This window comes from Pseudomonas sp. TKO26, assembly GCF_003225665.1.
GTDB classification, from domain to species: Bacteria; Pseudomonadota; Gammaproteobacteria; order Pseudomonadales; family Pseudomonadaceae; genus Aquipseudomonas; species Aquipseudomonas saponiphila.
The window spans coordinates 39,749-59,782 of record NZ_QKLN01000007.1; the positions used below are offsets into that span (position 1 = coordinate 39,749).

A 20,034-nucleotide genomic window follows, 5' to 3' on the forward strand; every position below is an offset into this window, starting at 1 on the left:
AGTGCGCAGTCAAGGTTTATCGCTCTCGTGAACTTCATCCTACGCTGGGACAAAGCGCACACAAAATCTGCGGCATTATATACTGGCGCTACTGAAACGGAAACGACACCGCTCGCCGCGTCCACTCTCGGCATCGCACCTATCTCGGAAATCCCATGCAACTCAAGAACCCCATCCTCGGTCTGTGCCAACAGGCTACGTTCATGCTCAGCGCCGCCAAAGTCGACCAATGTCCAGACGATGACGGCTTTGAAGTGGCCTTCGCCGGGCGCTCCAACGCCGGTAAATCCAGCGCCCTGAACACCCTGACCCACGCCAGCCTGGCACGCACCTCGAAAACCCCGGGGCGCACGCAGTTGTTGAACTTCTTCAAGCTAGACGACGATCGCCGTCTGGTCGACCTGCCGGGCTACGGCTACGCCAAAGTGCCGATCCCCCTGAAGCAGCACTGGCAGCGCCACCTGGAAGCCTACCTTGGCAGCCGCGAGAGCCTCAAAGGCCTGATCCTGATGATGGACATCCGGCACCCCATGACCGATTTCGACCTGCTGATGCTGGACTGGGCCGTGGCCAGCGGCATGCCGATGCACATCCTGCTGACCAAGGCCGACAAGCTGACCTACGGCGCGGCCAAGAACACCTTGCTCAAGGTCCAGTCGCAGATCCGCAAGGGCTGGGGCGAAGCGGTCACCATCCAGCTGTTCTCAGCCCCCAAGCGCATGGGCCTGGAAGAGGCCTACACCGTCCTGGCCGGCTGGATGGAACTGGCCGACAAAGGCGCCGAAACCGAGGCCTGAGAGACGTAGGGAAAATTGCCTGGGGGATGATCAGGCAAGGCAAAAGCGCGGTGCGAAAGCGGAGTTTACTGGCTGTAAATGAGCATTTCGCGCCGCGCTTTTAACGCAGCATGGTCATTTCCCAGGCAATTTTAGGGCAAAAAAAACCCCGGACTTCGTATGGGGAGGGGGAAGTTCGGGGTTCAAGTTCTAGACCGCTAGGGCGGGGTCCAGATATCTGCCAACACTTAACACAACATAGGAGCATCGAAGGGCTTCACCAGCCATTCAGTAACTCTGAGTGGGCTTTCACTGGATTAGTTCCAGCGGGTTGCAAAAACTATTGGCAATAAACGATGAAATTTTCCGTGCTAATAGCCAGTCGCCAGTTTTTACCGCGACACTATGCCGCGGCAAAAACCACTGAAAAGTGCCCTTAATGGGCCTCGTCCCAGTTATTTCCCACCCCGACTTCCACCAATAACGGCACATCCAGGGTCGCGGCACTGCTCATGTAGCCACGAATCTCGTCGCGCACCTGGTCCACCAGGTCCTCGCGCACTTCCAGCACCAGTTCGTCGTGCACCTGAAGAATGACCCGGGCATCCAGCTGCGAAGACTCCAGCCAGTTGTCCACCGCCACCATGGCTTTCTTGATGATGTCCGCCGCCGTGCCCTGCATCGGCGCGTTGATCGCCGTACGCTCGGCGCCGGCTCGCTCCTGCGGCTTGTTGGAGTTGATCTCCGGCAGGTACAGCCGACGACCGAAGATGGTCTCGACATAGCCCTGATCCGCCGCCTGGGCGCGGGTCCGATCCATGTATTGGCGAACCCCCGGATAGCGGGCGAAATAGGTATCGATATAGGCCTTGGCCTGTTTGGTGTCGACACCAATGTCCTTGCCCAGCTTCTGCGCGCCCATGCCGTAGATCAGGCCGAAGTTGATGGCCTTGGCGCTGCGACGCTGATCGGACGTCACATCCTTGAGCTCCACCTTGAACACTTCGGCCGCGGTGGCGGTGTGCACATCCAGGTTGTTGCGGAAGGCATTGAGCAGGCCTTCGTCCCGGGACAGGTGAGCCATGATCCGCAGCTCGATCTGCGAATAGTCGGCGGCCAGCAGCTTGTAGCCGGGCGGTGCGATAAAGGCCTGGCGAATGCGCCGGCCCTCGGCGGTGCGCACGGGAATGTTCTGCAGGTTCGGATCGCTGGAGGACAGCCGTCCGGTGGAAGCCACCGCCTGATGATAGGAAGTGTGGATGCGCCCGGTACGTGGATTGATCTGCTCAGGCAGACGATCGGTGTAGGTGCTCTTCAGCTTGCTCATGGAGCGGTACTGCATCAGCACCCGCGGCAGCGGATAGTCGTCTTCGGCGAGCTTGGCCAACACCTCTTCAGCCGTGGAAGGCTGGCCCTTGGCGGTCTTTTTCAACACCGGCAGGCCGAGCTTGTCGTAGAGGATGCTGCCCAATTGCTTGGGCGAGCCCAGGTTGAACTCCTCTCCGGCGATCTCGAAGGCTTCGCGCTCCAGGGCCACCATCTTGTCTCCCAGCTCGATGCTCTGCACACCTAGAAGCTTGTCATCCACCAGCGCGCCCTGGCGCTCGATGCGTGCCAGGACCGGCACCAGCGGCATCTCGATATCGGTGAGCACGCTGGCCAGGCTCGGAATGGCAGTCAGCTTCTCGAAGAGCGCCTGATGCAGACGCAGGGTGATATCGGCATCTTCAGCAGCGTAGGGACCGGCCTGCTCAAGTGGAATCTGATCGAAAGTCAGCTGCTTGGCACCCTTGCCGGCAATGTCCTGGAAGCTCACGGTGGTGTGGTCCAGGTACTTCTGCGCCAGGCTGTCCATGTCATGGCGGGTGGCGGTGGAGTTGAGCACGTAGGATTCGAGCATGGTATCGAATGCGATGCCGCGCACAGTGATGCCATTGGCCTGATCGCCACCAATCGCGCAATTGGCCAGGATGTTCATGTCGAACTTGGCGTGCTGGCCGACCTTGAGCAGCTTGGGGTCCTCCAGCAGCGGCTTCAGGGCCAGCAACACGGTGTCGCGGTCCAATTGCTCCGGCACGCCCATGTAGGAATGGGTCAACGGGATGTAGGCCGCTTCCCCGGCCTCGACCGCAAAGGACAGCCCCACCAGTTGCGCCTGCTGGGCATCGATGCCGGTGGTCTCGGTATCGAAGGCAATCAGCTTGGCGTTCTTCAGTTTTTCCAGCCAGACGGCAAAACGCTCCGGGTCGAGGATGGTTTCGTACTGCAGCTCAAGCACTGGCTGTTCGGCAGCCGGCGGCTGCGATGCAGCGGCAGGCGCCGGCTCGGCGCCACTGAGCTCGACGCGCTTGGCGTCGCGCTGCAACTCGTCAAGCCAGCTCTTGAATTCCAGCAGGCTGTAGAGTTCCACCAGCTTCTCGCGGTCCGGCTCGCCCAGGTGCAGGTCGTCGAGCCCGATATCCAGCGGCACGTCGACCTTGATGGTTGCCAACTGATAGGACAGGAAGGCCATTTCCTTGTGTTCTTCGAGCTTGGCCGGCAGGGTCTTGGCCCCGCGAATCGGCAGGGTCGGCACGATATCGAGCTGCTCGTACAGCTCTTTGAGCCCCCCATTGACCCCCACCAGCAGCCCGGAAGCCGTCTTAGGGCCGATACCCGGCACCCCAGGGATGTTGTCGGAAGAGTCGCCCATCAATGCCAGGTAATCGATGATCTGCTCGGGAGCGACACCGAATTTCTCCTTCACGCCTTCCACGTCCATGCTGCTACCGGACATGGTGTTGACCAGCGTAATGTGCCCATCCACCAGCTGGGCCATGTCCTTGTCACCGGTGGAGATCACCACCGGACGATCCGCCGCCGCGCTGCTGCGGGCCAGGGTGCCGATCACGTCGTCGGCCTCGACCCCTTCCACGCACAGCAGCGGGAAACCCAGGGCGATCACGCTGGCGTGCAATGGCTCGATCTGCACCCGCATATCGTCGGGCATGCTCGGGCGGTTGGCCTTGTATTCGGCGTACATGTCATCGCGGAAAGTCCCGCCCTTGGCATCGAAGACCACGGCGAACGGGCTGTCCGGGTACTGCTTGCGCAGACTCTTGAGCATGTTCAGCACGCCCTTGACCGCACCCGTAGGCAGGCCTTTGGAGGTGGTCAGCGGTGGCAACGCATGAAACGCGCGGTACAGATAAGAAGAACCGTCCACCAGGACGAGGGGGGCTTGGCTCATGAGCGGGATCAACCTTTTCGGCGGGTCCGGCGCTAGAATAGCGGGACCGTTGACGACAAAGGGACAAGGTTATCATGCGCACACTAAATCGCTTGCTGCTGGCCGGCTTGATTGCAATCGCTCCAATGGCCGTGATCGCCGCAGAGGATGCGCCGTCAGCGGACCCGCAAGTCACCATTCGCACGGAAGGCGACAAGACCATCCAGGAATACCGGCAAAATGGCTTCCTGTACGCCATCAAGGTCACGCCCAAGGGCGGCAAGCCCTATTTCCTGGTGCGTGCTGATGGCTCCGACGGTAACTTCATCCGTTCGGATCAGCCGGATATGCTGATCCCTGCGTGGAAAATCTTTGAGTGGTAAGCCACTCCGACTTCAACTCAATGGCGCTGGCTCAATAGCGGCGCCCGTACTGGCAGTTTTTAACCATGTCTGTGTTCACCCCCCTGGCTCGGCCCGAGCTGGAAACCTTTCTCGCCCCGTATGGGCTCGGCCGCCTGCTTGACTTCCAGGGGATCGCCGCTGGTAGCGAAAACACCAATTTCTTCATCAGCCTGGAACAGGGCGAGTTCGTCCTGACCCTGGTGGAACGCGGCCCGGTCCAGGAAATGCCGTTCTTCATCGAACTGCTGGACGTGCTGCACCAGGCCAACCTGCCGGTGCCCTATGCCCTGCGCACCCGCGACGGCATCGCCCTGCGGGAGCTGGCGGGCAAGCCGGCGCTGCTGCAACCGCGCCTGGCGGGCAAGCACATCAAGGAAGCCAACGCCCAGCATTGCGCCCAGGTCGGCGAGTTGCTCGGGCACCTGCACGTGGCCACCAAGGACAACATGATCAAGCGCAAGACCGATCGTGGCCTGGACTGGATGCAGGAAGAGGGCGCACAGCTGTTGTCGCACCTGGATCCCGCCGCTCAAGACCTGCTGCAGCGGGCGCTGGATGAAATCGTCGCACAGAAGACCCGGATCCTCGCCCTGCCCAGGGCCAACATCCACGCCGATCTGTTTCGCGACAACGCGATGTTCGAAGGCACCCATCTGACCGGCCTGATCGACTTCTACAACGCCTGTTCGGGACCGATGCTCTACGACGTGGCCATTGCCCTGAACGACTGGTGTTCCAACGCCGAAGGCGTGATCGACGGCCCGCGCGCCCGGGCCCTGCTCGGCGCCTACGCCACCCTGCGGCCCTTCACTGCGGCCGAGGCCGAGCTCTGGCCGACCATGCTGCGGGTAGCCTGCGTGCGCTTCTGGCTGTCACGGCTGATCGCTGCCGAGAGCTTCGCCGGGCAGGACGTGCTGATTCACGACCCGATGGAATTCCAGCAGCGCCTGGCACAGCGGCAACAGATCGGCATCGCGCTGCCTTTCGCCCTCTGAAATGCATCGCGGGCGAGCCCGCTCCTACAGATGTTCACCATCTTTGTGGGAGCGGGCTCGCCCGCGAAAAACGCCCGGTAACTCTCCCGTCCTACAACTGCTCCAGGCAGCCCGCCAGGTCGTTGCCCAGCTTCTCCAGCACCTGCTCATACCCCTGCGCGGTCGCCGGCGTGTAACCACCCAGGGCGTCCAGTTCCGCCAGCTTCACCGGCAACCCGGCCACCAGCGTCTCGGCCAACCGCGGACGCAGAGGCGGCTCACTGAACACACAGGTCTTGCCCACTTGCTGCAAGCGTGCGCGCATCGCGGCGACATGCTGGGCCCCCGGCTGGACTTCAGCCGCAACGCTGAAGACTCCGGTGTGCTTGAGGCCATAGGCGTCTTCGAAGTAGTCGAAGGCTTCGTGGAAGACGAAGTAAGGCTTGCCGGCGATGCCTGCCAGACGGGTTTTCAAGCGGGCGTCCAGGGCATCCAGACGCTCATTGAAGGCTTTCAGATTGCTCTGGTAGCGAACGGCGTTGGCCGGGTCGGCGCTGCTCAGGTCGGCGGCCATGCGGGTGGCGATCACCCGAGCGTTGACCGGCGACAGCCACAGGTGCGCATCCAGGGTACCGGGGCGATGATCATGGTCATGTTCGTCGGCATCTTCGCCATGAGAATGGCTATCTTCGGCGAAATGCCGAAGCTTCATGCCCGGCAGGTCCTGCACCGCCACCGATGGCAGGCTGCGCCCCTTCAGCACCCGCGGCAGGAAACCCTCCATGTCCGGGCCGATCCAGTACAGCAGGTCGACGCTCTGCACCTTGCGCACGTCCGAAGGGCGCAGCGCATAGTTGTGCGGCGATGCCCCCGGCGGCAACAGCACTTCGGGCACCGCCACGCCGTCCTGCACCGCCGCGGCAATCAGTTGCAAGGGTTTGATGCTGGTGAGCACCCGGACTTCGGCCTGGGCCGAGCCGATCGCGAACAGGCTGAAGGTAAAAGCGACAAAAAGGCGAAAAAGTCTGGACACGATGGACACTCGAAGAGGCGAGAACGGGTAACATAATAACGTCTCTCACAAACCTCGTCGCCGCTCATGCCTAAAACACCCCTTGCCAGCCGTCCACACGACCACTCTCACTGCGTGCACAGCGCACTGTCTGAGGCCGACGCTCTGTGCGCACGGCAAGGCCTGCGCCTGACCGCCCTGCGCCGGCGGGTGCTGGAGCTGGTGTGGCAAAGCCACAAGCCCCTGGGGGCCTACGACATCCTGGCCGTACTCAGCGAGCAGGACGGCCGCCGCGCCGCGCCGCCGACGGTGTACCGCGCGTTGGATTTCCTCCTGGAAAACGGCCTGGTGCACCGCATCGCCTCGCTCAACGCCTTTGTCGGCTGCAACCACCCGGAGCACGCGCACCAGGGCCAGTTCCTGATCTGTCGCGAGTGCCACGCGGCCATCGAGCTGGAGCAGAAATCCATCAGCGACGCCATCGTCGCCAGCGCCCGCGACGTCGGCTTCGTGGTCGAGGGCCAGACCGTCGAAGTGGTCGGGCTCTGCTCCGGTTGCCAGGGGGCCTGATGAGCACTGCGTTGATCCGCCTCGAGCAGGTCGGGGTGACCTTTGCCGGGCAGAGCGTGCTGGACAACATCCAGCTCAGCGTCGAGCCCGGGCAGATCGTGACCCTGATCGGCCCCAACGGCGCCGGCAAGACCACCCTGGTGCGCGCCGTGCTCGGCTTGCTCAAGCCCGACAGCGGCAGCGTCTGGCGCAAACCGCGGCTGCGAGTCGGCTACATGCCGCAAAAACTCCATGTCGACCCGACCCTGCCGTTGTCGGTGCTGCGCTTTCTGCGCCTGGTGCCGGGTGTGGATCGCAACCGAGCGCTGGCTGCCCTCAAGGAAGTTGGCGCCGAACAGGTGATCGACAGCCCGGTGCAAAGCATTTCCGGCGGCGAGATGCAGCGTGTGCTGCTGGCCCGGGCCCTGCTGCGCGAGCCTGAGCTGCTGGTGCTCGACGAACCGGTACAAGGCGTCGACGTGGCCGGCCAGGCCGAACTCTACAGCCTGATCACCCGCCTGCGGGACCGTCACGGCTGCGGCGTGCTGATGGTTTCCCACGACCTGCACCTGGTGATGAGCACCACCGACCAGGTGGTCTGCCTCAACCGCCATGTCTGCTGCTCCGGGCACCCCGAGCAGGTCAGCGGCGACCCGGCCTTCGTCGAGCTGTTCGGCAAGAACGCGCCGAGCCTGGCGATCTACCACCATCACCACGATCACGCCCATGACCTGCATGGCTCGGTGGTCACCCAGCCCGCCGCGGGCCACGTCCATGTCCACGGAGAAAACTGCAAGCATGGCTGATTTTCTGCTCTACGCCCTGCTCGCAGGTCTGGCTCTGGCGGTGGTCGCCGGGCCCTTGGGTTCGTTCGTGGTCTGGCGGCGCATGGCCTACTTTGGCGACACCCTGTCCCACGCCGCACTCCTGGGGGTGGCCCTGGGCTTCCTGCTGGATGTCAGCCCCGCCGTGGCCGTCACCGTAGGCTGCCTGCTGCTGGCGGTGCTGCTGGTGACCCTGCAACAACGCCAGCCCCTGGCATCCGACACGCTGCTGGGGATTCTTGCTCCCAGCACCCTGTCCCTGGGCCTGGTGGTACTAAGCTTCATGCATGAAGTGCGAATCGACCTGATGGCCTACCTGTTCGGTGACCTGCTGGCGATCAGCCCCGGCGACCTGGCGTGGATTCTCGGCGGCAGCGCGGCGGTACTTTTGCTGCTGGTAGCCCTGTGGCGCCCCCTGCTGGCAATCACCGTGCATGAGGAACTGGCCAAGGTTGAAGGCCTGCCCGTGGCATCGCTGCGCCTGGCGCTGATGCTGCTGATTGCCGTGGTCATTGCGGTGGCGATGAAGATTGTCGGGGTGTTGCTGATTACCTCGCTACTGATCATCCCGGCCGCCGCGGCACAGCGTCACGCCCGTTCGCCGGAGCAGATGGCCCTAGGCGCAAGCCTGCTGGGCATGCTCGCGGTCTGTGGCGGACTGGCGCTGTCCTGGTTCAAGGACACCCCGGCCGGGCCGTCGATCGTGGTGGTGGCGGCCGCACTGTTTCTGCTGAGTTTTGTTCTGCCCCGTCGAGGGGTGTAGACTTGCTCGCTTTTTGCGCAATTAGAGAGTCGCAGGAATGAAGCCGTTCGCCTCCCGTTATCTGCTCCTTGTCGCATTCTCCCTGCTGCTGGGGGCCTGCCAAAGCACGCCACCGGCGACCACCGAGGTCCCCGATGCGCGGGCCACGGCCATCGCGCAGCTGGAACAAAACATTGCCAGCAACGAGCTGGCGACAGCGGAAGACCAACTGGGCGCACTGCAGGCACAAACCCCTGACGACCCGCAGCTGGTGCAATACCAGCGGCAGATTGCCGAGGCCTACCTGCAACGCAGTCAGATCGTCCTGCAAAAGGGTGACGTCAATGCCGCCGCCACCGCCCTGAGCCGGGCCCGGGCGCTGATGCCCAAGGCACCGGCGCTGACCGGCGGGGTCAACAACGCCATTGCCCATGCGCGCAAGGCCGAGCTGGAACAGGCCGAAGCTGCCTTGAAGGCCGCCGAGGCACGTCCAGCAGCCCGATTGATCGATCCTGCCGCCCAGAGCAGCACCATTGCCCTGAATGTCACCGATATCCGCAAGTTGCGTAAGCAACTCGATGCTCTGGCCGCCGATGTGGTGAATTACCAGTGCGATGTGCACATCCAGGTGCCGCGCACCGAGGATTACCCTTGGCTGTCGACCCTGCTCGGCAAGCGGGTGAAGAAGCTCGATCCGGACTTCGAACAGAAAATCAACAGACAGATCGTGCGCCATGTACCGGCGCAAATGGTCTTGAGCCCACGCAAGGCACAGTAAACCTTCTACGCCCGGCCGGTTCCCCAAAGGCGCGGGCCGGGCGGCGAAAGCGTGTTCAGGCCGGGATCGCCTTGGCCCTTTCCTCCCGACTCCACACCCGATGCTGGGCAATGGCGGCAAAGAACAGCTTCAGCGCCTTGGCATCCGCCCCCAGAATCAAGCCGTCATCCGCCTGCAGCCTGAGCACCTCCAGCAGCTCCCGGGCTTCGCCGTGCAAGGCGATGGCCTTGAGGTGCTTGTAGGCCTCCAACAGGTAATGCAAAGCCACGCCATTGCCGCTCAGGGTCTTGATCGACTGCGCACCACCCGGCACGAACACCGCGTCGAAAGCCACTGAAGGCAAGCCCTCCATGGAGGCATCCACCGCCAGGCGCTGACCATCCGCGGTGGTCACTGGCGCCGAGGTCGGGCCCAGCAGCTTGGCGTGTGCCCCTTCGGCCCTGAGAGCCTTCTGCAACGCGTCAATCGCTGCACCATCAACGCCGTTGGCCGCAAGAATCGCCACCTTCCTCGTTTTGATATGACCCGGCAGCAGGTTCGCCTGGCTCAGGGCCGGCGAACGTGTGAGCGACGTCTTGCGCTCTGCCACAGTGGCCTTATTCGGCGCGGCCAAGCCCAGGTTCTCGGCCACGCGAGCGGCCAGGTGCAGATCGATGTTGGCGAGGATCTCGTTCACTTGCCGCTCACGGATCCACGGCCGCTCAACCTTGCCCAACTCGAAGCTGTAGGCCGCGATGATGTGTTCCTGCTCGTGCTTGCTCAGGCTCTTGAAGAACAGCCGTGCCTGGGAGAAGTGGTCGCTGAATGACTCGCTGCGCTGGCGGATCTTGTGCGCATCGATGCGCTCGTTATAACTCTCGAAACCACCGTCCTGGGCCGCCGGCGGGGGTTCTTTGGGCCAGCCGCCATCGATGGAGTTCGGCTCATAGGCTGCCCGGCCCTTGTCGATGGTGCTGCGGTGCATGGCGTCGCGCTGGCCGTTGTGCAGCGGGGTCAGCGGACGGTTGATCGGCAGCTCATGAAAGTTCGGTCCGCCCAGGCGACTGATCTGGGTATCGGTATAGGAAAACAGCCGTCCTTGCAGCAACGGGTCATTGGAGAAGTCGATCCCCGGCACGATGTGCCCCGGGCAGAAGGCGACCTGCTCGGTTTCGGCGAAGTAATTGTCGGGGTTGCGGTTGAGCACCATCTTGCCCAGGGGCGTGATCGGCACCAGCTCCTCGGGGATCAGTTTGGTGGGGTCGAGAATGTCGAAGTCGAAGTTGTGTTCGTCCTCTTCGGCGATGATCTGCACGCCGAACTCCCACTCCGGGTAATCCCCGGTTTCGATGGCCTCCCACAGGTCGCGGCGATGGAAGTCGGTGTCCTTGCCCGCGAGCTTCTGCGCCTCGTCCCAGACCAGGGAACAGGTCCCCACCGTCGGCCGCCAGTGGAACTTGACGAAGCTTGCGCCTCCCTCGGCGTTGATCAGGCGAAAGGTGTGCACGCCAAAGCCCTGCATGCTGCGCAGGCTTTTCGGAATGGCCCGGTCGGACATGGCCCAGATCACCATGTGCGCCGACTCCGGCTGCAGGGAGACAAAATCCCAGAAGGTGTCGTGGGCCGAGCCGCCGGTGGGGATTTCGTTATGGGGCTCGGGCTTCACGGCATGCACGAAGTCGGGGAACTTGATCGCGTCCTGGATGAAAAACACCGGCATGTTGTTGCCCACCAGATCGAAGTTGCCCTCGTCGGTGAAGAACTTCACTGCAAACCCCCGGACATCGCGCACGGTATCGCCGGAGCCTCTTGGCCCCTGGACCGTGGAAAAGCGCACGAACACCGGGGTCTTCTTCTGCGGGTCGCGCAGGAAACCGGCCTTGGTCAACGCCGAATGATTGTCGTAGCTCTGGAAGTAACCATGGGCACCGACACCGCGGGCATGGACGATGCGCTCGGGAATCCGCTCATGGTCAAAGTGGGTGATCTTCTCCCGCATGATGAAGTCTTCCAGCAGCGAAGGCCCGCGGGCGCCAAGCTTCAGGCTGTTCTGGTTGTCGGCGACCTTTACCCCCTGATTGGTCCGCAGGGCCTGGCCCGTGGCGTCGGAGCGGAACGGCTCCAGGCTCTGCAACTTGCGGTTGCTGTTGCCGCGGTCCAGGGTATCGGCCCCGGCCATCTGGCTTTTCGGGGCATTGGTTTTTTTCGTACTCATCAGGCAAGAACTCCTCGTTGGCGAAATCCCTGGCGCGCCGGGGCTTCGTGAACACAGGCCCACAGGCACGGCACCTGGGGCTTTCGAGTGGCTTGAGTAGTGACTGACGAGAAACCGCGAGCGTTCCTTTTTTATGACCTTTGATCGCGTTATCGCCAAATGGCAGGATGATCGCGAAATAAATGCTAAGAACCTCTATACGGACAGGCTAAAATGCGCGCCCGGCTAACCGCTGATCCTTTTCTAACGCGCCCCACAAGGTTCGCTACGTGATCGAGTTTCAAAACGTCCATAAAACCTACCGGGTCGCCGGTAAGGATATTCCCGCCCTGCACCCGACCAGTCTTCGGGTCGAGAATGGCCAGGTGTTCGGCCTGATCGGTCATTCCGGGGCGGGCAAAAGTACCCTGCTGCGCCTGATCAACCGCCTGGAAAACCCCAGCGGCGGCCAGATCATCGTCGACGGCGAAGAGGTCACCGCACTGAATGCCAACGGCCTGCGCCGCTTCCGCCAGCAGGTCGGGATGATCTTCCAGCACTTCAACCTGCTGTCGTCCAAGACCGTGGCCGACAACGTCGCGCTGCCCCTGACCCTGGCTGGTGAACTGTCACGCAGCGACATCGAACGCCGCGTCGCCGAGTTGCTGGACCGGGTCGGCCTGGCCGACCACGCCAGGAAATACCCGGCGCAACTGTCCGGCGGCCAGAAGCAGCGCGTCGGCATCGCCCGCGCCCTGGCCACCAAGCCGAAAATCCTGCTGTGCGACGAAGCCACCAGCGCCCTCGATCCGCAGACCACCGCCTCGGTCCTGCAACTGCTGGCCGAGATCAACCGCGAACTGAAGCTGACCATCGTGCTGATCACCCACGAGATGGACGTGATCCGTCGCGTCTGCGATCAGGTGGCGGTGATGGACGCCGGCCGGATCGTCGAACAAGGGCCGGTGGCCGAGGTGTTCCTGCACCCCAAGCACCCGACCACCAAGCGTTTCGTCCAGGAAGACGAGCAGATCGACGAGAACGAGCAGCGCGACGACTTCGCCCACGTGCCGGGGCGCATCGTGCGCCTGACCTTCCAGGGCGACGCCACCTACGCGCCGTTGCTGGGCACTGTGGCCCGGGAGACCGGGGTCGACTACAGCATCCTCGCCGGACGCATCGACCGCATCAAAGACACCCCTTACGGGCAACTGACCCTGGCCATCACCGGCGGTGACATGGAAGCGGCCTTCGCCCGCTTCACCGCGGCGGATGTCCACATGGAGGTGCTGCGCTAATGAGCGGCTTACTGCATTACTTCGACAACGTTGACTGGGCCGATATCGGGGTGGCGACCAGCGACACCATGGTCATGCTCAGCACGTCCCTGTTGTTCACCGTCCTGGTGGGCCTGCCGCTGGGCGTGCTGCTGTTCCTGTGCAGCCCGAAGCAGTTGCTGGAACAGAAAAATGTCTATTCGGTCCTGGGCTTCGTGGTCAACGCCATCCGCTCGCTGCCGTTCATCATCCTGCTGATCGTGATGATTCCCACCACCATCTTCATCACCGGCACCTCCCTGGGCGTGGCCGGGGCCATCCCGCCGCTGGTGGTGGGCGCCTCCACCTTCTTCGCCCGTCTGGTGGAAACCGCGCTGCGTGAAGTGGATCGCGGCATCATCGAGGCCACCCAGGCCATGGGTGCCACTACCCGGCAGATCATCATGAACGCCCTGCTGCCCGAGGCTTGCCCCGGTATCATCGCGGCGATCACGGTCACCGCCATCGCCCTGGTCGGCTACACCGCCATGGCCGGTGTCGTGGGTGCCGGCGGCCTCGGCGACCTGGCGATCCGTTATGGCTACCAGCGCTTCCAGGACGATGTGATGGTGGTTACCGTGGTGCTGCTGATTGTATTGGTTCAGGTTCTGCAAACCGTCGGCGATAAGCTGGTGGTGCATTTTTCCCGCAAATAATTGCAAACGCCGGCCCTGGCCGGCAGGCGCCCGGGGTCGGGCGACTTACAAGGAGCTTGTTCGATGAAAAAACTACTCGTCGCTTTCGCAGCCGTTGCTGCGTTCTCCGCGCACGCCGCCGAAACCCTGACCGTGGCTGCCACACCGGTGCCCCACGCCGAGATCCTGGAATTCGTCAAACCGGCCCTGGCCAAAGAAGGCGTGGACCTGAAGGTCAAGGTCTTCACCGACTACGTGCAGCCCAACGTGCAAGTGGCCGAGAAACGCCTGGACGCCAACTTCTTCCAGCACCAGCCGTACCTGGATGAGTTCAACAAGACCAAGGGCACCAAGCTGGTGAGCGTGGCCGGCGTGCACGTGGAGCCCCTGGGCGCCTACTCCAGCAAGTTCAAGCAACTGTCCGAACTGCCGGGCGGCGCCACCGTGGTAATCCCCAACGACGCCACCAACGGCGGCCGCGCGCTGCTGCTGCTGGACAAGGCCGGCCTGATCAAGCTCAAGGATTCCAACAGCATCCTGGCCACCGTCAAGGACATCACCGAGAACCCCAAGGACCTGAAGTTCCGTGAACTGGAAGCCGCCACCATCCCGCGCGTGCTGACCCAGGTCGACCTGGCCCTGATCAACACCAACTACGCCCTGGAAGCCAAGCTGGACCCGTCCAAGGACGCCCTGGTGATCGAAGGCAAGGACTCGCCTTACGTGAACATCCTGGTGGCCCGTCCTGACGACAAGGACTCGGACGCCATGAAGAAACTGATCGCGGCCCTGCACAGCCCGGAAGTGAAGCAGTTCATCAACGAGAAGTACAAAGGCGCCATCGTGCCGGCATTCTGATCGCTTGCCACAATGCAAACGGGGCGCCTTTGGGCGCCCCGTTTCGTTTCAGCTCGTGCATTGGCCGGCAGCCGGTTCCTGCAGCTATTTGCGCTGCAACATCAGCGGCAACTGGGCCACCAGCTTCTGGTTGTTCAACGGCGCGCGGATAAAACCGCGCTGGCGGCCGTCCGGGCCGATCACCGCCAGGTTGCCGCTGTGGTCCACGGTGTAGTTGGGTTTGCTGGTGTCCGCCGGAATGAACGGAATGCTCACGGCATTCGCGAGCTTCTGCAGGTCTTCCACCGAGGAAGCAGTCAGGCCCTTGAAGTCCTTATCGAAGTAGCCCAGGTACTGCTTGAGCTGCTGCGGCGTATCGCGGTTGGGATCGACGCTGACCAGAATCACCTGCAGCTTGTCCACCGCCTCCTTGGGCAACTCGCTCTTGATCTGCCGCAGTTGGGCCAGGGTGGTGGGGCAGATGTCCGGGCAGAAGGTGTAGCCGAAGAACAGCAGCGACCATTTGCCCTTCAACTCATCGATCACCACCGGCTGGCCATCCTGGTCGAGCATTTTCAGCGCCGGCAGCGTGCGGCTCTGGGGCAGGAGGATGATGCCGGCATCGATCAAGGCGGTGGGATCCCCCTGACCCTTGCCGGACAGTACTTTGTTGACGGTCAGCCCCAGCACCAGGGCCACCAGGGCAACGAGAATAAAGACGGTTTTCTGAGTTCGAGTCATAGGTTCAACAGTAGGTAGTGGTCTACGAGCAGGGCGATGAACAGCAGGAACAAGTAATAAATAGAGTACTTGAAGGTGTTGATCGCCGCGTGCGGCCGAGTGCCACGGTACAGCACCCAGGCCCATTGCAGGAAGCGTCCGCCCAGGGCCAGGGCGCACACCAGGTACAGCATGCCGCTCATGTGAATGGCATAAGGCAGCAGGCTCACCGCCAGCAGGGCGAAGGTATAGAGCAGGATGTGCACCTTGGTGTAATGCTCGCCGTGGGTCACCGGCAGCATCGGGATATCGGCCTTGGCGTACTCCTCCTTGCGATGGATGGCCAGGGCCCAGAAGTGCGGCGGGGTCCAGGCGAAGATAATCAGCACCAGCAGCAGTGGCTCGGCGCTCAGGTGCCCGGTGGCGGCGACCCAGCCCAGCAGCGGCGGGGCCGCGCCGGCCAGCCCGCCGATGACGATGTTCTGCGGCGTCGCGCGCTTCAGAAAGCCGGTGTAGACCACCGCATAGCCCAGCAGGGAGGCCAGGGTCAGCCAGGCCGTGAGCGGATTGGTGAAGGCCAGCAGCAGGGCCTGCCCGGCCAGGGCCAGGCACAGGGCGAACGCCAGGGCGGCCCGGGGTGAAACCCGACCTTCGGCCAGGGGCCGCTTGTGGGTCCGGGCCATCAGCGCATCGATGCGCCGGTCCACCACATGGTTCACCGCCGCCGCGCCACCCGCGCACAGGGCAATGCCCAGGTTGCCGAACACCAGCACGGTCCACGGCACCCCGGCGCGGGTGGCGAGGAACATGCCCACCAGGGAGGTGATGAGCATCAACACCACCACCTTGGGTTTGGTCAGCTCCAGATAATCACGCCAGATCGCCCGGGGCTGCTGACGTTCGCCAATCAGAGTCGCCATGGCATCTCTCCTTTGATGGTGATGGGACCGGCCACCTGTTTGCGCGGGCTCAGACGCCAGCCCAGGGGCAGGCGATCCCGGGCCTGCACCAGGCTGGTACGCGCGTGATAGTTGACCAGCACCAGGGTCAGCAGCAGCGCCGCGCCCCCGGCGTTGTGCGCCACCGCCACCGGCAGGGGCAGGTGGAACAGTACGTTGCTCAGGCCCAGGCTGATCTGCGCCCCCAGGGCCAGCAACACCAGCCCGGCCAGGCGGGTCATCCCGGTCTGCCGCAGTTGCCAGGCCAGGCCCAGCAACACCAGGGTCACCAACACCGCGCCCACCCGGTGGGTCATGTGGATGGCGGTGCGGGCGTCACTGTCCAGTTGCCCGCCCAGGTAGTTGGGGCCGATGTGCTGGGTCAGGTGAAAGCCGTTGGCGAAATCCATGTTCGGCCACCACTGGCCGTGACAGGTGGGCAGGTCGATACAGGCCACCGCCGCATAGTTGGAACTGACCCAGCCGCCCAGGGCGATCTGCCCGATCACCAGCACCAGCGCGGCCGTGGCCCAGTACTGCAAGCGCCGCGGCACGATCAGCGCCGGCAGCACGCCGGAAAGGCGCAAGGTCAGCAGGAACAGCAGGCTCAAGGTGGCAAAGCCCCCCAGCAGGTGCGCGGTGACCACCTGGGGCCAGAGCTTGAGGGTCACCGTCCACATGCCGAAGGCCGCCTGGGCGAACACCACCGCCAGGAGGAACAGCGGCAGCTTCAGCGGCTGCCCGGGATGCCGGCGATGGCTCCAGGCGCGGGCCGCCAGTAGCACGATCAACAGCCCCAGGGTCCCGGCGAAGTAGCGGTGGATCATCTCGTTCCAGCCCTTGTGGGCTTCCACCGGGGTATCGGGAAAGTGCCGCTCGGCATGGGCCAGCTGCGCCTCGCTTTGCGGCACGCTGATAAAGCCGTAGCAGCCGGGCCAGTCCGGGCAACCGAGGCCCGCGTGGGTCAGCCGGGTGTAGGCGCCAAGCAACACCACGATCAGGGCCAGCAAGGTGGCCAACAACGCGAGGCGAAATCCAGGTTTGGCCATGACGATGCCCTTATCCGATGTTCGACAGTTTCAGCAGGTGGCGCAGGTCGTTGAGCAGGTCCTTGCCCTTGACCCGAGCGTCATAGCGCAGCACCAGGTTGCTGTGGGGATCGACTATCCACAGCTGCGGCGCGTCCTTGTCCTTGGCGCCCTGGGTGAAGGTCGCCAGGTCCAGGGGATAGCGTTGCAACTGCGGGTATTCGCGCTGCAGCCTGGCTTCGTACTCGGCACTCAGCGGCTGGGCAATGGCCAGGGCATGGCTGGCCCGGGAAGCGTCGCGCCCCAGGGCCACCTGGATCTGCCGCGCCAGGTACACCAACTGCTGGCAATCCGCCTCGCAGGCCTTGGGCGCGGTGACCAGGATCTGCCAGCGATCCTCCTCGGCCTGCACGCCGATCTGCGCCCGGGTCTGGCCATTGCCGATCAGCTCGCCGTGGTAACTGCGGCTTTCCGGCACCCAGAACTGCAGCTTGTACATGCCGGTGGCGAGGATCATCGGGCCGATCACCATCAGCAGGATCAGCACCAGTTGCCAGCGCCCACGACGCCGATTCGGCGCCTGGGCGTCAGAGATGTTGGGTGGATTCATGGCCGTTCCCATGGCGTTTCTCCCGTGCGTTGTGCCAGCCGAAATAGAGATAGAGGAGCAGCAGGGCCAGGGCCATGGCGAACCACTGCACGGCGTAGCCCTGGTGTTTTTCCGGCCCCATGGCCACCACCGGCCAAGCTGTCAGGTAGGCGCCCGGACCGGACTCCTGGCGCACCTCGTGATTGAAGCCACTGCGACCCAACTCGGCCCAGAGCGCCTCCGGAGCCACGGCGGTGATCAGCCGCGGCCAGCGCGCAGCAGCCGGATCGGCATGCAGTTGGAACACCGCTCCCGGAGAAACGTAGACCCAGGCATCCAGGCTCAGGCTCTGCTCCGGGGCGCTGAAGACCGGCGGCGTGCGTCGGTCGGGCCAGGGCAGCCAGCCACGATTGACCAGCAGCCAGCGCCCGCTGGTCTGGTCGAGGAAAGGTTGCAGCAACTCGACTCCGGCCTGGCCGTCGTGCAGGCGGTTGTCCAGCAGCAGGCTGTGCTCGGCATCGAAATGGCCATACAGGCGCAGTCGGCGAAAGGCCGGATCCTCAGCGCCCAGCAACTCCAGCAGCGGCACCGGTTGGGCCACGCGGCGCTCGGCGTAACTGGCCAGCAGCTGGCGTTTCTGCTCGCCGCGCCCCAGTTGCCAGAAGCCCAGGTAAACCAGCACCGGCAGCAGCAACAGCACCACCAGGGTCGGCACGACACCGGGCCGGAAGCCTTTCATGAGCGGCCCGCAGGCTTGAGAAATCCACTCGCTATACTGCTGTACATCGCGTTCCCCCCGGAGTCCCACCATGCTCAAAGCAGCCATCGTCCTGATGCTGATTGCCACGGTGATCAGCCTGTTCAGCGGCCTGTTCTTTCTGGTCAAGGACGACAGCCAATCCAAGCGCCTGGTGACCGCCCTGAGTGTTCGGGTGTGCCTGGCCGCGATCACCGTGGGCCTGATCGCCTGGGGTTTCTTCAGCGGCCAACTGGTGTCCCACGCGCCCTGGTAGGGCGCAGCAACTCCTGAACAGCGCCTCAGAGCACGTAGACGAAGACGAACAGGCCGATCCACACCACATCGACGAAGTGCCAGTACCAGCTGGCCGCCTCGAAGCCGAACTGATGCTCGGCGTCGAAATGCCCGCGCAGGATGCGCATCAGCATCACGAACAGGATCAAGGTGCCGATGGTCACGTGGGCCCCGTGGAACCCGGTGAGCATGAAGAAGGTCGCGCCGTAGATCCCCGAGCCCAGGGTCAGCCCCAGTTCGTGATAGGCGTGGATGTATTCCTCGGCCTGGAAGCCGAGGAAGGCGCAGCCCAGCAGCACGGTCAGCGCCAGCCAGATCTTCAGCGCACCGCGATGGCCTTTCTTCAGGGCATGGTGGGCGATGGTCACGGTGACGCTGGAACTGACCAGCAGCACGGTGTTGAGCAGCGGCAGGCCCCAGGGGCTGATGGTGCCCTTGGGCGATGGAAAGAGTTTCGGGTCGGGGTTGTCGAGCAACGGCCAGACGAACTCGAAGTTCGGCCAGAGCATATGGGCGATGCCCTTGTGCCCCTCACCGCCGAGCCAGGGCCCGGACAGGTGCCGCACATAGAACAGCGCACCGAAGAAGGCCATGAAGAACATCACTTCGGAGAAGATGAACCAGCTCATGCCCCAGCGGAACGAGCGATCGAGCTGGGCGCTGTACAGCCCGGCGCGACTTTCCTTGACCACCGCGCCGAACCAGCCGAACAGCATGTAGGCCAGCAGCAGGCCGCCGACGAAAAAGATCAGTGGCCCGTGGGATTCCGGGCGCGCCGCCTTCAGATCGTTGAACCAGGTCGCCAGGCCGAACACGGTGACGAACATGCCCACCGTCGCGATGATCGGCCACTTGCTCTGGGCCGGAACGTAATAGTGCTCATGAGTCGCCATGGGTCGTTCTCCTTATCGGGCACGCCAGATCGTCTATCCACCGGTCTTGGCGGTCGCCGCCACGGGTGGATGACGCGCGGTGATATCGAACAGCGTGTAAGCCAGCGTCAGGTGCTTCACATCCTTGGGCATGTCGCGGTCAACGATGAAACGCACCGGCATCTCGATCTTCTCCCCGGGCTGCAGCACCTGCTGGGTGAAGCAGAAACACTCGGTCTTGTGGAAGTACATGGCCGCGCTGCTGGGGGAAATGCTCGGGATGGCCTGAGCGCTCATCGGGTGATCACTGGGGTTGCGGGCGATGAAGATCATCTCGTTCACCGCCCCCGGATGGACCACGATGTCATCGGCCTTGGGGTAGAAATCCCAGACCATGTCGATGGCGTTGGTGGACAGGAACTGCACCCGCACCTGGCGCGACTCATCCACCTGCTGGCTCTGGTCCGCGTACTGCCCTCCGGTCTTGCCATTGATGCCCAGGGCCTTGCACATCACGTCGTAGATCGGCACCAGGGCAAAACCGAAGACGAACATCGCCGCCACCACCAGCAACAGGCGGGTCACCAGTTTCTTCAGCGAGACTTCGGCCATCTCAACCTCCTCCC

21 protein-coding genes are annotated in these 20,034 nt (G+C 63.4%); 11 read left to right on the top strand and 10 right to left on the bottom strand.

The window, feature by feature from the left end:
• The first annotated feature begins 155 nt into the window (after positions 1 to 155).
• Positions 156 to 797, top strand: a complete 642-nt coding sequence (yihA, locus tag DNK59_RS12380) for a ribosome biogenesis GTP-binding protein YihA/YsxC (RefSeq protein ID WP_060836883.1) — start codon at positions 156 to 158, stop codon at positions 795 to 797.
• Positions 798 to 1,212: 415 nt separating this feature from the next.
• On the opposite strand, the gene polA is transcribed toward yihA, so the two are convergent.
• Positions 1,213 to 4,005 carry a DNA polymerase I gene (polA, locus tag DNK59_RS12385; RefSeq protein WP_110723379.1) on the bottom strand — a complete coding sequence of 931 codons (2,793 nt, stop codon included), beginning with the start codon at positions 4,003 to 4,005 and terminating at the stop codon, positions 1,213 to 1,215.
• A 74-nt stretch (positions 4,006 to 4,079) separates the two neighbouring features.
• On the opposite strand from polA, the gene DNK59_RS12390 reads away from it, so the two are divergent.
• Complete coding sequence (locus tag DNK59_RS12390) at positions 4,080 to 4,367, top strand: DUF2782 domain-containing protein (RefSeq protein ID WP_047306771.1); 288 nt, start codon at positions 4,080 to 4,082, stop codon at positions 4,365 to 4,367.
• Positions 4,368 to 4,432: 65 nt separating this feature from the next.
• Positions 4,433 to 5,383, top strand: a complete 951-nt coding sequence (locus DNK59_RS12395) for a homoserine kinase (RefSeq protein WP_110723380.1) — start codon at positions 4,433 to 4,435, stop codon at positions 5,381 to 5,383.
• 91 nt (positions 5,384 to 5,474) lie between these two features.
• Here DNK59_RS12395 and DNK59_RS12400 read toward each other — a convergent pair whose 3' ends face one another.
• Positions 5,475 to 6,395, bottom strand: coding sequence for a zinc ABC transporter substrate-binding protein (locus DNK59_RS12400; protein WP_218281273.1), 921 nt, complete (start codon positions 6,393 to 6,395; stop codon positions 5,475 to 5,477).
• 66 nt (positions 6,396 to 6,461) lie between these two features.
• Between DNK59_RS12400 and zur the strand changes: the two genes are divergently transcribed.
• From zur to DNK59_RS12420, 4 genes are read left to right on the top strand one after another with little or no spacing between them, the layout of a single operon-like run.
• Positions 6,462 to 6,944 carry a zinc uptake transcriptional repressor Zur gene (gene zur / locus DNK59_RS12405; protein ID WP_092318236.1) on the top strand — a complete coding sequence of 161 codons (483 nt, stop codon included), beginning with the start codon at positions 6,462 to 6,464 and terminating at the stop codon, positions 6,942 to 6,944.
• Entirely contained in the window at positions 6,944 to 7,729 is a 786-nt protein-coding gene (znuC, locus tag DNK59_RS12410; RefSeq protein WP_060842078.1) for a zinc ABC transporter ATP-binding protein ZnuC, read from the top strand. The genes zur and znuC overlap by 1 nt, the downstream gene beginning before the upstream one ends.
• Entirely contained in the window at positions 7,722 to 8,510 is a 789-nt protein-coding gene (znuB, locus tag DNK59_RS12415; protein ID WP_016963928.1) for a zinc ABC transporter permease subunit ZnuB, read from the top strand. Before znuC ends, znuB begins: the two co-directional genes overlap by 8 nt.
• Before the next feature lie 37 nt (positions 8,511 to 8,547).
• Positions 8,548 to 9,267: a PA5502 family lipoprotein gene (locus DNK59_RS12420; protein WP_110723382.1), complete on the top strand. Its 720-nt coding sequence runs from the start codon at positions 8,548 to 8,550 to the stop codon at positions 9,265 to 9,267.
• 55 nt (positions 9,268 to 9,322) lie between these two features.
• Here DNK59_RS12420 and katE read toward each other — a convergent pair whose 3' ends face one another.
• Positions 9,323 to 11,518 (bottom strand): catalase HPII, encoded by a 2,196-nt coding sequence (gene katE, locus DNK59_RS12425; protein WP_256596343.1) that lies wholly within the window; start codon positions 11,516 to 11,518, stop codon positions 9,323 to 9,325.
• A gap of 212 nt (positions 11,519 to 11,730) precedes the next feature.
• Here katE and DNK59_RS12430 point away from each other — a divergent pair, with 212 nt between their 5' ends.
• The 3 genes from DNK59_RS12430 to DNK59_RS12440 all read left to right on the top strand — a co-directional run bounded on the left by DNK59_RS12430 (position 11,731) and on the right by DNK59_RS12440 (position 14,249).
• Positions 11,731 to 12,738: a methionine ABC transporter ATP-binding protein gene (locus tag DNK59_RS12430; protein WP_092318224.1), complete on the top strand. Its 1,008-nt coding sequence runs from the start codon at positions 11,731 to 11,733 to the stop codon at positions 12,736 to 12,738.
• Complete coding sequence (locus DNK59_RS12435) at positions 12,738 to 13,412, top strand: methionine ABC transporter permease (protein WP_110723384.1); 675 nt, start codon at positions 12,738 to 12,740, stop codon at positions 13,410 to 13,412. Before DNK59_RS12430 ends, DNK59_RS12435 begins: the two co-directional genes overlap by 1 nt.
• 63 nt (positions 13,413 to 13,475) lie before the next feature.
• The gene (locus DNK59_RS12440; RefSeq protein WP_092318218.1) at positions 13,476 to 14,249 is read left to right on the top strand and encodes a MetQ/NlpA family ABC transporter substrate-binding protein; all 774 of its coding nucleotides are present in this window, start codon (positions 13,476 to 13,478) and stop codon (positions 14,247 to 14,249) included.
• Between the two features lie 84 nt (positions 14,250 to 14,333).
• Here the strand turns inward: DNK59_RS12440 and DNK59_RS12445 are convergent, their stop codons facing one another.
• From DNK59_RS12445 to DNK59_RS12465, 5 genes are read right to left on the bottom strand one after another with little or no spacing between them, the layout of a single operon-like run.
• The gene (locus DNK59_RS12445; protein ID WP_110723385.1) at positions 14,334 to 14,969 is read right to left on the bottom strand and encodes an SCO family protein; all 636 of its coding nucleotides are present in this window, start codon (positions 14,967 to 14,969) and stop codon (positions 14,334 to 14,336) included.
• Positions 14,966 to 15,868 carry a heme o synthase gene (gene cyoE / locus DNK59_RS12450; protein ID WP_110723386.1) on the bottom strand — a complete coding sequence of 301 codons (903 nt, stop codon included), beginning with the start codon at positions 15,866 to 15,868 and terminating at the stop codon, positions 14,966 to 14,968. The genes DNK59_RS12445 and cyoE overlap by 4 nt, the downstream gene beginning before the upstream one ends.
• On the bottom strand, positions 15,856 to 16,935 hold the full coding sequence (locus DNK59_RS12455; protein WP_110723387.1) for a heme A synthase: 1,080 nt from the start codon (positions 16,933 to 16,935) through the stop codon (positions 15,856 to 15,858). The genes cyoE and DNK59_RS12455 overlap by 13 nt, the downstream gene beginning before the upstream one ends.
• A gap of 10 nt (positions 16,936 to 16,945) precedes the next feature.
• Positions 16,946 to 17,536, bottom strand: a complete 591-nt coding sequence (locus DNK59_RS12460) for a hypothetical protein (RefSeq protein ID WP_110723388.1) — start codon at positions 17,534 to 17,536, stop codon at positions 16,946 to 16,948.
• On the bottom strand, positions 17,502 to 18,242 hold the full coding sequence (locus DNK59_RS12465; protein WP_110723389.1) for an SURF1 family protein: 741 nt from the start codon (positions 18,240 to 18,242) through the stop codon (positions 17,502 to 17,504). The genes DNK59_RS12460 and DNK59_RS12465 overlap by 35 nt, the downstream gene beginning before the upstream one ends.
• A gap of 70 nt (positions 18,243 to 18,312) precedes the next feature.
• Between DNK59_RS12465 and DNK59_RS12470 the strand changes: the two genes are divergently transcribed.
• Complete coding sequence (locus tag DNK59_RS12470) at positions 18,313 to 18,516, top strand: twin transmembrane helix small protein (RefSeq protein WP_092318205.1); 204 nt, start codon at positions 18,313 to 18,315, stop codon at positions 18,514 to 18,516.
• Positions 18,517 to 18,541: 25 nt separating this feature from the next.
• Here DNK59_RS12470 and DNK59_RS12475 read toward each other — a convergent pair whose 3' ends face one another.
• Both DNK59_RS12475 and DNK59_RS12480 read right to left on the bottom strand, forming a co-directional pair.
• Positions 18,542 to 19,429 (bottom strand): cytochrome c oxidase subunit 3, encoded by an 888-nt coding sequence (locus DNK59_RS12475; protein WP_110723390.1) that lies wholly within the window; start codon positions 19,427 to 19,429, stop codon positions 18,542 to 18,544.
• Positions 19,430 to 19,462: 33 nt separating this feature from the next.
• Positions 19,463 to 20,020 carry a cytochrome c oxidase assembly protein gene (locus tag DNK59_RS12480; RefSeq protein WP_110723391.1) on the bottom strand — a complete coding sequence of 186 codons (558 nt, stop codon included), beginning with the start codon at positions 20,018 to 20,020 and terminating at the stop codon, positions 19,463 to 19,465.
• Between the last annotated feature and the right edge of the window lie 14 nt (positions 20,021 to 20,034).

Coding starts and splice junctions, on each gene's coding strand:
- yihA (WP_060836883.1), top strand. CDS start 156: ATGCAACTCAAGAACCCCATCCTCGGTCTGTGCCAACAGGCTACGTTC.
- polA (WP_110723379.1), bottom strand. CDS start 4,005: ATGAGCCAAGCCCCCCTCGTCCTGGTGGACGGTTCTTCTTATCTGTAC.
- DNK59_RS12390 (WP_047306771.1), top strand. CDS start 4,080: ATGCGCACACTAAATCGCTTGCTGCTGGCCGGCTTGATTGCAATCGCT.
- DNK59_RS12395 (WP_110723380.1), top strand. CDS start 4,433: ATGTCTGTGTTCACCCCCCTGGCTCGGCCCGAGCTGGAAACCTTTCTC.
- zur (WP_092318236.1), top strand. CDS start 6,462: ATGCCTAAAACACCCCTTGCCAGCCGTCCACACGACCACTCTCACTGC.
- znuC (WP_060842078.1), top strand. CDS start 6,944: ATGAGCACTGCGTTGATCCGCCTCGAGCAGGTCGGGGTGACCTTTGCC.
- znuB (WP_016963928.1), top strand. CDS start 7,722: ATGGCTGATTTTCTGCTCTACGCCCTGCTCGCAGGTCTGGCTCTGGCG.
- DNK59_RS12420 (WP_110723382.1), top strand. CDS start 8,548: ATGAAGCCGTTCGCCTCCCGTTATCTGCTCCTTGTCGCATTCTCCCTG.
- DNK59_RS12435 (WP_110723384.1), top strand. CDS start 12,738: ATGAGCGGCTTACTGCATTACTTCGACAACGTTGACTGGGCCGATATC.
- DNK59_RS12440 (WP_092318218.1), top strand. CDS start 13,476: ATGAAAAAACTACTCGTCGCTTTCGCAGCCGTTGCTGCGTTCTCCGCG.
- DNK59_RS12445 (WP_110723385.1), bottom strand. CDS start 14,969: ATGACTCGAACTCAGAAAACCGTCTTTATTCTCGTTGCCCTGGTGGCC.
- cyoE (WP_110723386.1), bottom strand. CDS start 15,868: ATGGCGACTCTGATTGGCGAACGTCAGCAGCCCCGGGCGATCTGGCGT.
- DNK59_RS12455 (WP_110723387.1), bottom strand. CDS start 16,935: ATGGCCAAACCTGGATTTCGCCTCGCGTTGTTGGCCACCTTGCTGGCC.
- DNK59_RS12460 (WP_110723388.1), bottom strand. CDS start 17,536: ATGGGAACGGCCATGAATCCACCCAACATCTCTGACGCCCAGGCGCCG.
- DNK59_RS12465 (WP_110723389.1), bottom strand. CDS start 18,242: ATGAAAGGCTTCCGGCCCGGTGTCGTGCCGACCCTGGTGGTGCTGTTG.
- DNK59_RS12470 (WP_092318205.1), top strand. CDS start 18,313: ATGCTCAAAGCAGCCATCGTCCTGATGCTGATTGCCACGGTGATCAGC.
- DNK59_RS12475 (WP_110723390.1), bottom strand. CDS start 19,429: ATGGCGACTCATGAGCACTATTACGTTCCGGCCCAGAGCAAGTGGCCG.
- DNK59_RS12480 (WP_110723391.1), bottom strand. CDS start 20,020: ATGGCCGAAGTCTCGCTGAAGAAACTGGTGACCCGCCTGTTGCTGGTG.